General features: G+C 72.1%; 14 protein-coding genes and 1 pseudogene. 11 read left to right on the top strand and 4 right to left on the bottom strand.

Annotated elements, in window-relative coordinates; genetic code table 11:
- Positions 1-5: 5 nt before the first annotated feature.
- From EJC51_RS11860 to EJC51_RS11835, 6 genes and pseudogenes are all read left to right on the top strand, one after another.
- A complete protein-coding gene (locus EJC51_RS11860) occupies positions 6-962 on the top strand; it encodes a segregation and condensation protein A (RefSeq protein ID WP_126271043.1) in 957 nt (318 codons plus the stop codon).
- Entirely contained in the window at positions 959-1,609 is a 651-nt protein-coding gene (gene scpB / locus EJC51_RS11855) for an SMC-Scp complex subunit ScpB (RefSeq protein ID WP_126271042.1), read from the top strand. The genes EJC51_RS11860 and scpB overlap by 4 nt, the downstream gene beginning before the upstream one ends.
- Positions 1,610-1,620: 11 nt before the next feature.
- Entirely contained in the window at positions 1,621-2,739 is a 1,119-nt protein-coding gene (locus EJC51_RS11850; protein ID WP_126271041.1) for a pseudouridine synthase, read from the top strand.
- A 94-nt stretch (positions 2,740-2,833) separates the two neighbouring features.
- Positions 2,834-3,793 (top strand): sigma-70 family RNA polymerase sigma factor, encoded by a 960-nt coding sequence (locus EJC51_RS11845; protein ID WP_126271040.1) that lies wholly within the window; start codon positions 2,834-2,836, stop codon positions 3,791-3,793.
- A complete protein-coding gene (locus EJC51_RS11840; RefSeq protein WP_126271039.1) occupies positions 3,790-4,335 on the top strand; it encodes a TIGR03086 family metal-binding protein in 546 nt (181 codons plus the stop codon). Before EJC51_RS11845 ends, EJC51_RS11840 begins: the two co-directional genes overlap by 4 nt.
- Before the next feature lie 44 nt (positions 4,336-4,379).
- Positions 4,380-5,720 (top strand): annotated as a pseudogene (locus tag EJC51_RS11835) (MFS transporter); the annotation flags it as partial.
- On the opposite strand, the gene EJC51_RS48650 reads toward EJC51_RS11835, so the two are convergent.
- Positions 5,687-6,679, bottom strand: coding sequence for a DUF72 domain-containing protein (locus EJC51_RS48650; RefSeq protein WP_126276912.1), 993 nt, complete (start codon positions 6,677-6,679; stop codon positions 5,687-5,689). The pseudogene EJC51_RS11835 and the gene EJC51_RS48650 sit on opposite strands and share 34 nt — an antisense overlap.
- A gap of 79 nt (positions 6,680-6,758) precedes the next feature.
- Here EJC51_RS48650 and EJC51_RS11825 point away from each other — a divergent pair, with 79 nt between their 5' ends.
- Both EJC51_RS11825 and EJC51_RS11820 read left to right on the top strand, forming a co-directional pair.
- Complete coding sequence (locus tag EJC51_RS11825; protein ID WP_126271037.1) at positions 6,759-7,478, top strand: NUDIX hydrolase; 720 nt, start codon at positions 6,759-6,761, stop codon at positions 7,476-7,478.
- Complete coding sequence (locus EJC51_RS11820) at positions 7,475-8,494, top strand: ADP-ribosylglycohydrolase family protein (protein ID WP_126271036.1); 1,020 nt, start codon at positions 7,475-7,477, stop codon at positions 8,492-8,494. The genes EJC51_RS11825 and EJC51_RS11820 overlap by 4 nt, the downstream gene beginning before the upstream one ends.
- 5 nt (positions 8,495-8,499) lie before the next feature.
- On the opposite strand, the gene EJC51_RS11815 is transcribed toward EJC51_RS11820, so the two are convergent.
- Genes EJC51_RS11815 through EJC51_RS11805 form a run of 3 tightly spaced genes read right to left on the bottom strand, consistent with a single transcriptional unit; the run spans position 8,500 to position 10,182 of the window.
- Positions 8,500-8,913: a Rieske (2Fe-2S) protein gene (locus tag EJC51_RS11815; RefSeq protein ID WP_126271035.1), complete on the bottom strand. Its 414-nt coding sequence runs from the start codon at positions 8,911-8,913 to the stop codon at positions 8,500-8,502.
- Complete coding sequence (locus tag EJC51_RS11810) at positions 8,910-9,494, bottom strand: DUF6529 family protein (RefSeq protein WP_126271034.1); 585 nt, start codon at positions 9,492-9,494, stop codon at positions 8,910-8,912. The genes EJC51_RS11815 and EJC51_RS11810 overlap by 4 nt, the downstream gene beginning before the upstream one ends.
- 31 nt (positions 9,495-9,525) lie before the next feature.
- Positions 9,526-10,182: a hypothetical protein gene (locus EJC51_RS11805; RefSeq protein WP_126271033.1), complete on the bottom strand. Its 657-nt coding sequence runs from the start codon at positions 10,180-10,182 to the stop codon at positions 9,526-9,528.
- A gap of 153 nt (positions 10,183-10,335) precedes the next feature.
- Between EJC51_RS11805 and EJC51_RS11800 the strand changes: the two genes are divergently transcribed.
- The 3 genes from EJC51_RS11800 to EJC51_RS11790 all read left to right on the top strand — a co-directional run bounded on the left by EJC51_RS11800 (position 10,336) and on the right by EJC51_RS11790 (position 12,292).
- Positions 10,336-10,740 (top strand): YidB family protein, encoded by a 405-nt coding sequence (locus EJC51_RS11800; protein ID WP_126271032.1) that lies wholly within the window; start codon positions 10,336-10,338, stop codon positions 10,738-10,740.
- A 101-nt stretch (positions 10,741-10,841) separates the two neighbouring features.
- A complete protein-coding gene (gene aroH, locus EJC51_RS11795) occupies positions 10,842-11,210 on the top strand; it encodes a chorismate mutase (RefSeq protein ID WP_079310578.1) in 369 nt (122 codons plus the stop codon).
- Positions 11,207-12,292 carry a prephenate dehydrogenase gene (locus EJC51_RS11790; RefSeq protein ID WP_126271031.1) on the top strand — a complete coding sequence of 362 codons (1,086 nt, stop codon included), beginning with the start codon at positions 11,207-11,209 and terminating at the stop codon, positions 12,290-12,292. Before aroH ends, EJC51_RS11790 begins: the two co-directional genes overlap by 4 nt.
- Positions 12,293-12,390 lie beyond the last annotated feature (98 nt).

The following is a 12,390-nucleotide window of genomic DNA, read 5'->3' as shown; positions in this document are numbered from 1 at the left end:
GGGCCATGACCTCGAACGACGTCCCTGTCCCCGCTGCCGGCGCCGCTGCCGGCCGTCGGCGTGCGCTGGGCCGGGGGCCGGGGGCGCCCGAGGCACCTGCTGAGGTGCCCGAGGTGCCTGCTGAGGTGGCTGAGCCGGTCGCGGAAGAACCCGACGACGGTGTCTTCAAGGTCCGCCTCGCCAACTTCGAGGGCCCCTTCGACCTGCTCCTCCAGCTGATCTCCAAGCACAAGCTGGACGTCACCGAGGTCGCGCTGTCCAAGGTCACCGACGAGTTCATGGCGCACATCCGGGCCATGGGACCGGACTGGGACCTGGACCAGACGACCGAGTTCCTGGTCGTCGCCGCGACCCTGCTGGACCTCAAGGCCGCCCGGCTGCTGCCCGCCGCCGAGGTCGAGGACGAGGCCGACCTGGCCCTGCTGGAAGCCCGTGACCTGCTCTTCGCGAGGCTCCTCCAGTACCGCGCGTACAAACAGATCGCGGACATCTTCAACCGGCGCCTCGACGAGGAGGCCCGCCGCTACCCCCGTACCGTCGGCCTGGAACCGCACCACGCGGAGCTGCTGCCCGAGGTCGTCATCAGCATCGGCGCGGAGGGGTTCGCGAAGCTCGCCGTGAAGGCGATGCAGCCCAAGCCCAAACCGCAGGTGTACGTCGACCACATCCACGCCCCGCTGGTCAGCGTGCAGGAGCAGGCCGGGATCGTCGTCGCCCGGCTCAGGGAACTCGGCGAGGCCAGCTTCCGCGCGCTCGTCGAGGACACCGACGACACCCTCACCGTCGTAGCGCGATTCCTGGCTCTCCTGGAGCTGTACCGGGAGAAGGCCGTCGCCCTCGACCAGGAGACCGCGCTCGGGGACCTGATCGTGCGGTGGACCGGCGGCGAGGGGGACGAGACGCCGACGGTGACCGACGAGTTCGACCGACCGCCCGAGCCGCCCAAGGAGGACAAGGCGTGAGCGAGGAGACCACCGACGCACCGGCCGGGCTGCGTACCGTCGCCGACCTCGAACTCAAGCCGGCTCTTGAGGCCGTCCTCATGGTCGTGGACGAGCCCGCGACCGAGGAGCACCTGGCGAAGATCCTCCAGCGGCCCAAGCGGCAGATCGGCGACGCGCTGCGGGAGCTGGCCGACGAGTACACCGTGCAGGGGCGCGGCTTCGAGCTGCGGCTCATCGCCGGGGGCTGGCGTTTCTACTCCCGGCCCGCGTTCGCGGCGGCCGTCGAGGGCTTCGTCCTGGACGGGCAGCAGGCCCGGCTCACCCAGGCGGCGCTGGAGACGCTCGCGGTCGTCGCCTACCGCCAGCCGGTCAGCCGCAGCAGGGTCTCCGCGGTGCGCGGAGTGAACTGTGACGGGGTCATGCGGACCCTGCTCCAGCGGGGTCTGGTCCAGGAGGCGGGCACGGAACCCGAAACAGGTGCGATCCTGTACACGACGACGAACTACTTTCTGGAGCGGATGGGCCTGCGCGGTCTGGACGAGCTCCCGGAGCTCGCGCCCTTCCTCCCGGAGGCGGAGGCGATCGAGGCCGAGACACTGGAAGGGGTTCCGTCGTTCGATCCGGACGCTCCTGACGCGCCGGACGGCCAGGACGCAGACGACTAGACGGAAATTTGATGCGAAGCAGCAGCGGCAGGAACAGCAGCGGAAACAACGGCGGGAGCCGTGGTGGCAACAGCGGCGGCCGCGGCGGGAGCAGCGGTGGCCGCGGGAATTACCGCGGTGCCGGTAACTCCCGTGACGACAAGCAGGGCGGCCGGCCGAAGAAGCCGCGCCCCGAGGAGCGCCAGTACGACGTGGGTCCCGGCGCCTCTCCGCAGGGTCCGAAGTCCGGGCGTGGCGCTACGGCGCGCGGCGGCGCCAAGGGCGGACCCAAGCAGGGTGGCACCGGGCGCGGCCGCTGGGTGCCGGCGACCTCCCGTGAGTACGAGGCGCGGGCCGAGGAGCGCAACCGGGAGCGGTACGCGAACAAGAAGGACGTGAAGCTCCCCAAGACCTTCCCGGGCGCCGAGCAGGAGGGCGAGCGGCTCCAGAAGGTCCTCGCGCGCGCGGGCTACGGCTCCCGGCGGGCCTGCGAGGAGCTCATCGAGCAGGCGCGGGTCGAGGTCAACGGCGAGATCGTCCTGGAGCAGGGCAAGCGGGTCGACCCGGAGAAGGACGAGGTCAAGGTCGACGGTCTGACGGTCGCGACCCAGTCGTACCAGTTCTTCTCGCTGAACAAGCCCGCCGGTGTCGTCTCCACGATGGAGGACAACGAGGGCCGCCAGTGCCTCGGCGACTACGTCACCAACCGGGAGACGCGGCTCTTCCACGTCGGCCGGCTGGACACCGAGACCGAGGGCGTCATCCTGCTCACCAACCACGGCGAGCTGGCACACCGGCTGACCCACCCCAAGTACGGCGTGAAGAAGGTCTACCTCGCGCACATCGTGGGCCCGATCCCGCGCGACCTGGGCAAGCGGCTCAAGGACGGCATCCAGCTGGAGGACGGGTACGCCAAGGCGGACCACTTCCGGGTCGTCGAGCAGACCGGCAAGAACTACCTCGTCGAGGTCACCCTGCACGAGGGCCGCAAGCACATCGTGCGCCGGATGCTGGCCGAGGCCGGCTTCCCGGTCGACAAGCTGGTGCGCGTGGCGTTCGGCCCGATCACCCTGGGCGACCAGAAGTCGGGCTGGCTGCGCCGGCTGTCCAACACCGAGGTCGGCATGCTGATGAAGGAAGTCGACCTCTAGGCCTCTTCGGGCTCCGAGCCTCCTCGGGTCCGTCCCGCCGATGCGTTTTCGCTCCCTCGCCGGTCTGTACTCATGACCGGCGAGAGGAGTGGCCATGGGGGCGACGACGGACCGCGACGAGTTCGTGCGGCTCACCGACCCGTACCGGCGCGAGCTGCTCGCGCACTGCTACCGGATGGTGGGCTCGGCCGACGAGGCCGAGGACCTGGTGCAGGAGACCTATCTGCGGGCCTGGCGGTCCTACGACGGCTACGAGGGCCGGGCGTCCCTGCGCACCTGGCTGCACCGGATCGCCACCAACACGTGTCTGACGGCCCTGGAGAGCCGTACGCGGCGTCCGCTGCCCACGGGGCTCGGCGGCCCGTCAGAGGCGCCTGAGGAGTCGCTGAGGGCCCCCGCGACGGACGTCCCGTGGCTCCAGCCGCTGCCGGACGCGCTGCTCGACCCGGCGACGGTCGTGGCCGCGCGGGGCAGTCTGCGGCTCGCCCTGGTCGCCGCGCTCCAGCATCTGCCCGCGCGGCAGCGGGCCGTGCTCATCCTGCGGGACGTGCTCGCCTGGCGGGCGCCCGAGGTCGCGGCCCTCCTCGACACCTCCACCGCCGCCGTGAAGAGCAGCCTCCAACGCGCGCGTGCCCGTCTCGACGAGGTCGCGCCCGACGAGGATCTCGTCGTGGAACCCGACGGCGCCGCCGACCGCGAAGTGCTCGACCGGTACATGGCCGCCTTCGAGAACGCCGACATGGACGCCCTGCTCGCGCTGTTGCGGGACGGCGTCGAACTGGAGATGCCGCCCTACCTGGAGTGGTTCCGCGGCCAGAAGGACGCGCTGCGCTTCCTGGAGCCACGCGCGCGTGCCAAGCGCGGGCTGCGGATGCTGCCCACGCGCGCGAACGGGCAGCCGGCGGCGGCGATGTACGAGCGGGGCGTCGACGGCGTCCTGCGCGCGCACTCCGTCCAGGTGCTCACGCGTCACGGCCGGGAGATCGGGCGTGTGACGGTCTTCCTCGACCCTTCCCTGTTCGCCTCCTTCGGTCTGCCGGAGGTGCTGTCGTGAACGTGGGGGAGCTGCTGGAGCGTTCGCTCGCCTATGCGCTCGGGAGCGTCGCCGGGGCGGAGTCCATGGGGCTCGGCCGGGGCACGCCGTGCGCCGAGTGGGACCTGGGGGAGCTGCTCGGCCATCTCGACGACTCCCTCGACGCGTTGTACGAGGGGCTGTCCGGCGGCCGGATCGGACTGCTGCCGCACGCCGACCGGGAGTGCGGCTTCCGCACGCGCGCGTGCGCCGTGCTCGGCGCCTGGGCGGCCGGCGCCGAGGGCGAGGTACTGGTCGGCGAACGGCCGCTGGACATACGGGTGATGGGCGCGGTCGGCGCCGTCGAGATCGCCGTGCACGGCTGGGACGTCGCCCAGGCGTGCGGCAGGACCCGCCCGCTGCCGGTGGCCCTCGCGGCCGATCTGCTGCCCGTCGCCCGGTGCGTGGTCGCGGCCGAGGACCGGGGGGTGCGGTTCGGGGCGCCGGTCACGGTGGCGGCCTCCGCACCGCCCGACGTCCGGCTCCTGGCCTTCCTCGGCCGCCGCGATTCCATTCCACGATGAGCCCGGTCTGCCTTCCGTGAACGACACTCACGGAAGGCACCACGATGACCGAAGCGACCGAAGCACTCGAAGTCCCCCTCCGGGAAACCCATGCCCCACCCGCCCCACCCCATCGCGTCTGGACCGTCGCCCTCGCCGGGCTCGGCGCCCTGCTGTGCGCCCTCGACATCGTGGTCGTCTCCACCGCGCTGCCCGCGCTCCAGGCCGACTTCGGGGCGAGCCTGTCCGAGCTGGAATGGACGATCAACGCCTACAACCTCGTCTTCGCCTGCCTCACCCTGACCGGCGCCGCCCTCGGCGACCGGTTCGGGCGACGGCGGATGTACGTGACCGGGCTGGCCGTCTTCACGCTCGCCTCGGCCGCCGCGGGCCTCGCCGGCGACTCGGGCCAGCTCATCGCCGCGCGGGTGGTGCAGGGCGCCGGCGCCGCCGTGCTCCTGCCTCTCACCCTCACCCTGATCAGCGAGGCGTTCCCGGCCGAGAAGCGGGGCGTGGCGATCGGCGTGTGGGGCGGGGTCACCGGGCTCGGCGTGGCCGCGGGGCCCGTGCTGGGCGGGGCCGTGACCGAAGGCCTGTCCTGGCAGTGGATCTTCTGGCTGAACGTGCCCCTCGGGCTGGTGATGCTGCCCCTGGCCGCCCGCAAACTCACCGAGAGCTTCGGGCCGCGCCCCCAACTCGACATCGTGGGCCTGGTGTTGGCGGCGGTCGGGCTGACCGGCCTCGCCTGGGCGCCGGTGCGGGCCCCCGAGGCGGGCTGGGGGAGCGTGGAAGTGCTCGCCACCCTGGCCGTCGGGATCGCCTTCGTGGCCGCCTTCCTGAGGTGGGAGCACAAGGGCGCCCGGTATCCGATGCTGAGGCTCGCCCACTTCAAGGACCGCCGGTTCTCCACGGCCAACGCGGCGGCCTTCCTGGGCTTCGCCTCGCTGATCGGCGCTCTGTTCATGATCACGCAGTTCTTCCAGACCGGGCTCGGCTACGACCCCCTGGAGGCCGGCGTGCGCATCCTCGTCTGGACCGCCACCCCGCTGCTGATCTCCCCGGTCGCGGGCGCCCTCGCCGACCGGTACGGCACCCGGCCCTTCATGCTGGCCGGCCTGCTCCTCCAGGGCATCGGGCTCGCCCTGCTGGCCTGGCGGGTGGAACCCGGCGTCGGCTACGACAGCCTCGTCGGGCCGCTGATCGTCGCGGGCGTCGGCATCTCGATGGTGTTCCCGAGCGTGGCCAACGCCGTGACCTCCGCCGTCCCCCTGGGCGACGCGGGCGTGGCGGCCGGCGTCAACAACGCGCTGCGCGAGCTCGGCGGGGTCTTCGGGGTCGCCGTGGCCGCGGCGATCTTCACGACGTACGGCGGCTACGGCTCGCGGACCGACTTCCTCGACGGCTGCGGACCGGCGCTCTGGGCGGCGGCGGGCATCGCGGCGGTCGGCGCCGTGGTGGCGGTGTTCGCGCCGTCCCGGGCCGCCGCGGAGTGAGCCTCCCGTGCCGCCGTGACGGTGGCGTCCTGTGCCAGCAGGCGCCGCATCGTCTCGGCGGCACGGACGGCCGCGGTGCCGCAGCAGTTGTTGAACAGCACGTGCAGCTCGTCGACCCGCCCGGCCAGGGAGCGCAACCGGGGCAGCCACTCGGCGAGTTCGGCCTCCCGGTACTCGTGGCGGAAGCGGTCCTCCTTGCTCCCCGTACCCCAGGACGCGCTGCGGCCGTGGAAGCGGACGACCGACAGCCGCGGCGAGGTGACGGGAGCGACGGGCGGGATCGAGGCGGGGAGCGTCTGCGCCATGTCGACGGCCACCGCCGCCATGCCGTACCGGGCGAGCAGGGCGGCGGTCACGTCCGCCCACTCGCTGCGCCACCAGCCGGGGTGCCGGAACTCCACGGAGACGGGCCAGCCGGCGGTCCGCTCGGCGCACTCCCGCAGGAACGCCCCGGCCCGCTGCCCCGGCCGGAACCACGGCGGGAACTGGAACAGCACCCCGCCGAGCCGCCCGGCCGCCCGCAGCGGCTCGATCCCCTCGGTGAAGCGCGCCCACACCGCGTCGAGCGCCGCCGGGTTCCCGGGGTCGGCGGGCAGCCCTCCCGGCATCACCGCACTCCGGGTCGGATGACCGGTGAGCAGCGAGAACGCCTTCACGTCGAAGACGAAGCCGGCCGGTGTCCGCTCCGCCCACAGGGCGCTGGTGCGGGCGTTCGGCAGCGCGTAGTACGCCGAGTCGACCTCGACGACCGGGAACCGCTCGGCGTAGTGCCGCAGCCGTCCCTCGGCGTCCCGCCGCCCCGGCGGATACCAGCCGCTGCCGGTCAACGCCCGGTCCGTCCACGAACACGTGCCCACACGGATCTCGCCCATGCGGATGCGGTTACCCGGGTTGTGCGAACTCACCCCGGCTCTTTATAGTCTGAATGACTATTAAGAGAGAGGGGTGGATGTGGCCGAGTACGACAAGCACGCCTACGAACCCTTCGCCGTCACCGTCGACCTCGCCGTCCTCACCCTCCGCGCGGGCGCCCTGCATGTCCTGCTCGTCGAGCGCGGACAGGAGCCGTACGCCGGAAGCCTGGCGCTGCCCGGCGGGTTCGTGCAGCCCGCCGAGTCCGCGGAGACGGCCGCCCGGCGTGAACTCGCCGAGGAGACCGGCCTGTTCGACGTCTCCGGGCTGCACCTGGAGCAACTGCGCACCTACAGCGAGCCCGACCGCGATCCCCGGATGCGGGTCGTCTCCGTCGCCTTCGCCGCGCTGCTGCCCGACGCACCCGAACCGCACGGCGGCAGCGACGCGGCCGACGCCCGCTGGGTGCCGTACGACACGGCCCGGCCGCTCGCCTTCGACCACGACCGCATCCTCGCCGACGCCCACGAACGGGTCGGCGCCAAGCTGGAGTACAGCTGCCTCGCCACCGCCTTCTGCCCGGCCGAGTTCACCCTCGGCGAGCTCCAGCAGGTCTACGAGACCGTGTGGGGCACCACGCTCGACCGGCCCAACTTCCGCCGCAAGGTGCTCGCCACGCCCGGCTTCGTCGAACAGGTCCCCGGCGCCGCCCGGTTGACCGGCGGCCGCGGCAAACCGGCCGCCCTCTACCGCGCGGGACCGGCCACCGCCCTGCACCCGCCCCTCCTCCGACCGTCCCGGGAAGGACGCCCCGCATGACCGCCACCACCGTCAAGAAGCGTGCCGCGACCGGCACGCTGATCGGGCTCGCCCTGGGGGACGCGCTCGGATTCCCGACCGAGTTCAACGACGTCCCGTCGATCCTCGCCAAGTGCGGGCCGTGGCGGGAGATGCCGCTGCCGACGAAGGCGTTCGTCTCGGACGACACCCAGATGACGCTCGCTCTCGGGCACGGACTGCGGACGGCCATGGACCGCGGGCTGCTCGGGCCGCTGCGGCTGGAGCGGCCGCTGCGCGAGGAGTTCGTGAACTGGTACCAGTCCCCGGAGAACAACCGGGCGCCGGGGCGTACGTGTCTGACCGCCTGCAATCTGCTGAAGGACGAGAGCCGGCTCTGGCAGGACGCCAGCCAGATCCACTCCAAGGGCTGCGGCGCCAACATGCGCGTCGCCCCCCTCGGACTCGCCCCCGGACTGAGCGACGAACAGCGTTCTGGCGCCGCCCAGTTGCAGTCCGCGCTCACCCACGGGCACCCCACCGCGCTCGCCGCCTCCGACCTCACCGCGCACGCCGTACGGCTGCTCGCGCAAGGGGCCGAGCCGACCGGGCTGATCGGGCTGCTGCGGTCGTACGCCATCGACAACCGCACCCGCTACCAGGAGCGTTGGCTCGGCGACCTGTGGACGCGGAGTCAGGACCCCACGCCCGAGCACTTCATCGCGCGCGGCTGGGACGAGTGCCTGGCGATCCTGGACCGGCTGCGGGACGCCGTCCGTACCGTCTCGCCGGAGACCGACCCCTGTCTGGCCACCGGCGCGGGCTGGATCGCCGAAGAGGCCCTGGCGACCGGGCTGTTGTGCTTCCTGCTCTTCGTGGACGAGCCGGTGACGGCGCTGCGGCGGGCCGCGTGCAGCTCCGGCGACTCCGACTCCATCGCCTGTCTGACGGGCGCGTTCGCGGGGGCCTACCACGGGGCCGACGCCTGGCCCGTGGAGTGGGCGGACCGAATCGAGTACCAGAGCGAACTGGTGACCCTCGGAGCCCTGTGGGACTAGCGGGACTAGGCGAGCCGGATCGAGTCGCCCTCGACCGTGATCTTCTTCTCGGCCAGCGGCTGGGTCGCCGGCGGGTGGGCCACCGAGCCGTCCTTGATGCTGAACTTGCTGCCGTGGCAGTTGCAGTTGATGGTGCCGCCCGAGACGCTCGCCACCGGGCACTGCTGGTGCGTGCAGATGTTGGTGAAGGCCTTGAACTCGCCCTTCTCCGGCTGGGTGACGACGACCTTCTCGTCCTTGAAGATCGTGCCGCCGCCGACCGGGATGTCGCCCGTCCGCGCCAACTCCGTACCGGGGGAGGCCTCCACGGTGTCGGAGCCCGAGCCGTTCTCGTCGCCGTACTCGCTGCACCCCACGGTGAACGCCGCCGCGCCCGTCGCGAGGAGCACCGAACGCCGCGTCGGGCCTTGCATCGTCATGTCGTCACTCCGAAAGTGCGGAAGAACCAGAGGGCGGAGGTCAGCCAGATGATCGTGAGCGCGGCGAAGACGAGCCCGCCGACGACCGGCAGCAGCCAGTTGGGAAGGCGCTCCGAGCGGAGCAGGAGCATCTTGGCACTGAAGGCCCCGAAGAAGAAGCAACCCAGGAGGGAGTGCCAGAAAACGCGCGTTTCGTACGTCTGATAGCCGAGCGCGTACAGGCAGTGCACCGCCACCGGCACCGCCACCAGGAAGGCCGCGCGGCCCGACCAGCGGTGCAGCGTCGAGGACCAGCCGGGGCCCGGAAGCTTGCCGTACATCATCAGCGCCGAGGTGAACTGGACCAGCGCGAAGAAGACCGCGACCGTCGCCAGCCAGGACTTCACCGCACCCGTGCTGCTGAAGCCGGCGAGGTTGAAGGCGGTGCCCGCCGGGTCGTGGACCTTGCCGTACACGCCGAGGGCGACCGCCACCGCGGCGGCGACCAGGGCCGGGACCAGATAGCGGGCCGCGCTCGGCCGGTGGTGGTCGGGGGGCGGACTCGGGAAGCCCTGCGTGGCGGCGTTCGGGTCGGCGGTCATGGTCGGCTCCCTGGGACGGGCTGGCTGGCGGTCAGGGCGTGACGGGGCGGGCCGTGAGCTGCTGTCCGTCGACCGTCACCGCGCCGGTCTCCGGGTCGATCTCGGGTGCGGGGGAGGGCTTGCCGTTCTTCGTGAGGATGCCGACCTGGGTGCCGTCCTTCAGGACGATCCAGCCGCCGTCGAACTTCGCGCTCCGCACGGTCGCCGTCGCCCGGTACAGCCCGGACGGCTTGATCGCCTTGTCCGCGGTGAACGTGTAGTGCCCGCCGCCGATGTCGACCGTGCCGCTGATCCGCTTGCCCTGCTTGAGCGTGCCGTTCAGCTCGGCGCCGGCCTTGCCGGTGAGCTTCATCGTGCCGTCGTCCTCGACGTCGCCCTTGAGCCACGACTCCTTGTCCCGGCCGTCGCAGAAGTACGCGATCGCCCGGCCGTCCCGCAGGGACACGGCCACCGCGGAGGAGTCGTCGTCGGTGCGGCCGGCGTAGTCGGCGTTCGGGATCGCCGACTTCGAGGGCGAGGGCGACGGAGAGGGGGACCGAGTCGTGGGCGGCGGTGACGCCTTGGGGCTCGGTGACTCCTCGACGTACGCCGAGGATTTCTTCTCGCCCGTCGTCGCGTTGAGCGACAGCATGAACAGGCCTACCAGCAGACCCGCGAGAAGAGTGAGCAGCGGTCCGGAACGCTTCATGAAAGGGGCCTCCCCCGAGGCGAGCTTCCTGTCATGAGAGCGGAACACCGGCCCCGAGTCCAGGGGCGCATCGGTGTGTTTTCTCCCCAAGTAGCGGAGCTGTGACATTCGGGTGACATTGTCAGGGTCCGCACTCCCGAAAGGCTTTTGATCATGGCGGGAAACGATCTCGGCGGCCTGCTGGGCACTCTGCTCGGCTCGGGCAGCAGCTCCGGCGGGGGCAACATCCTGGGCGCGCTGCTCTCCGCCCTCGGCAAGCAGGGCGGCAACGGCGGCAACCCGCTGGGCGGGCTGCTCGACACCCTCGCCAAGTCCGGTCTCGCCGAGCAGAAGGAGTCCTGGCTCGGCAGCGGCGAGAACCAGTCGGTGACCGGCACCCAGATCCAGCAGGCGCTGCCCGACGACACCCTCCAGCAGGTCGCCAAGGAGGCCGGCGTCTCCCCGGACCAGGCCGCCGACGCGCTCGCCCAGGAACTGCCGCAGGCCGTCGACCGGCTGACCCCGAACGGCGAGGTGCCCGCGTCCCTGGAGGAGCTCATCAAGCAACAGTCCCCGTGAAGGGCCCCGGGTGTCTCAGGGGGCGGGCGCCGCACACCCGCCCCCCGCGGGCTGACTAGGCTGGATGTACCAAGAGCCGTACATCAGCAAGGAGCATCGCCGTGGCGGTACGAGCGGTCCGGGGCGCCGTCCAGCTCGAACGGGACGAGGCCGGTCACATGGACGAGCAGGTCGGAGCCCTCCTCACCGCCGTCCTGGAGCGGAACGACCTCACTGCCGACGATCTGATCAGCGTCTGGTTCACGGCCACGCCGGACCTGCACAGCGACTTCCCGGCCGCCGCGGCCCGCAAGCTCGGCGCCGGATTCGCCGACGTACCGCTGATCTGCGCCCAGGAACTCGACATCGAGGGCGCCATGCCCCGCGTCGTACGGATCCTCGCGCACATAGAGTCCGACCGGCCCCGCGCCGAGATCAACCACGTCTACCTCGGTGCCGCCGCCGCTCTGCGCAAGGACATCGCCCAGTGAGGACCGCACTCGTCATCGGCACCGGACTCATCGGCACCTCCGCCGCGCTCGCGCTCGTCAGCCGGGGCGTCACCGTCCACCTCTCCGACCACGACCCCGAGCAGGCCCGTACCGCCGCCGCGCTCGGCGCCGGCACCGACGAGGCGCCCGACGGGCCCGTCGACCTCGCGATCGTCGCCGCCCCGCCCGCCCATGTGGCCGGCGTGCTCGCGGACGCCATGCGGCGCGGCCTCGCCCGCGGCTACATCGACGTGGCCAGCGTCAAGGGCGGTCCGCGCCGCGAGCTGGAGGCGCTGGGCCTGGACCTCACGTCGTACATCGGCACGCACCCCATGTCCGGCCGGGAGAAGTCCGGCCCGCTGGCCGCCACCGGCGACCTGTTCGAGGGCCGCCCCTGGGTGCTGACGCCGACCCGGGACACCGACACCGAGGTGCTGAACCTCGCCCTGGAGCTGGTCTCGCACTGCCGTGCCGTGCCGGTGGTCATGGACGCCGACGCCCACGACCGCGCGGTGGCGCTGGTCTCCCACATGCCGCACCTCGTCTCCAACATGGTCGCCGCACGCCTGGAGAACGCCGAGGAGTCCGCCGTACGGCTGTGCGGGCAGGGCATCCGTGACGTGACCCGGATCGCCGCCTCCGAGCCCCGGATGTGGGTCGACATCCTGTCCGCCAACCCGGGACCGGTCGCCGACCTGCTCTCCGACGTCGCCGCCGACCTGGAGGAGACGGTGCAGGCCCTGCGCGCGTTGCAGTCCTCCGACGCGGCCAAACGGGACGTGGGCGCCGTCGGCATCGAGGACATCCTGCGGCGCGGGAAGGCCGGCCAGGTGCGGGTACCCGGCAAGCACGGCTCGGCGCCCCGGGCGTACGAGGTCGTGGCCGTCCTCATCGACGACCAGCCCGGTCAGCTGGCCCGCATCTTCGCGGACGCGGGACGGGCCGGGGTCAACATCGAGGATGTACGCATCGAGCACGCGACCGGGCAGCAGGCGGGCCTGGTGCAGCTCATGGTGGAGCCGCAGACGGCGCCGGTGCTGACGGCGGCCCTCCGGGAGCGGGGCTGGTCCATCCGGCAGTGAGCGCCCCGGCCCTCCGCCCGTAAGGAGGCCGCCGGCGAGCCAGTACCCTGGTGCGGGGCACTTTCATGCCCCGCCACCCCACCACACCGCACCAGGAA

This window comes from Streptomyces aquilus (assembly GCF_003955715.1).
Classification (GTDB): domain Bacteria; phylum Actinomycetota; class Actinomycetes; order Streptomycetales; family Streptomycetaceae; genus Streptomyces; species Streptomyces aquilus.
This window is presented reverse-complemented; position numbering and strand designations above follow the sequence as displayed.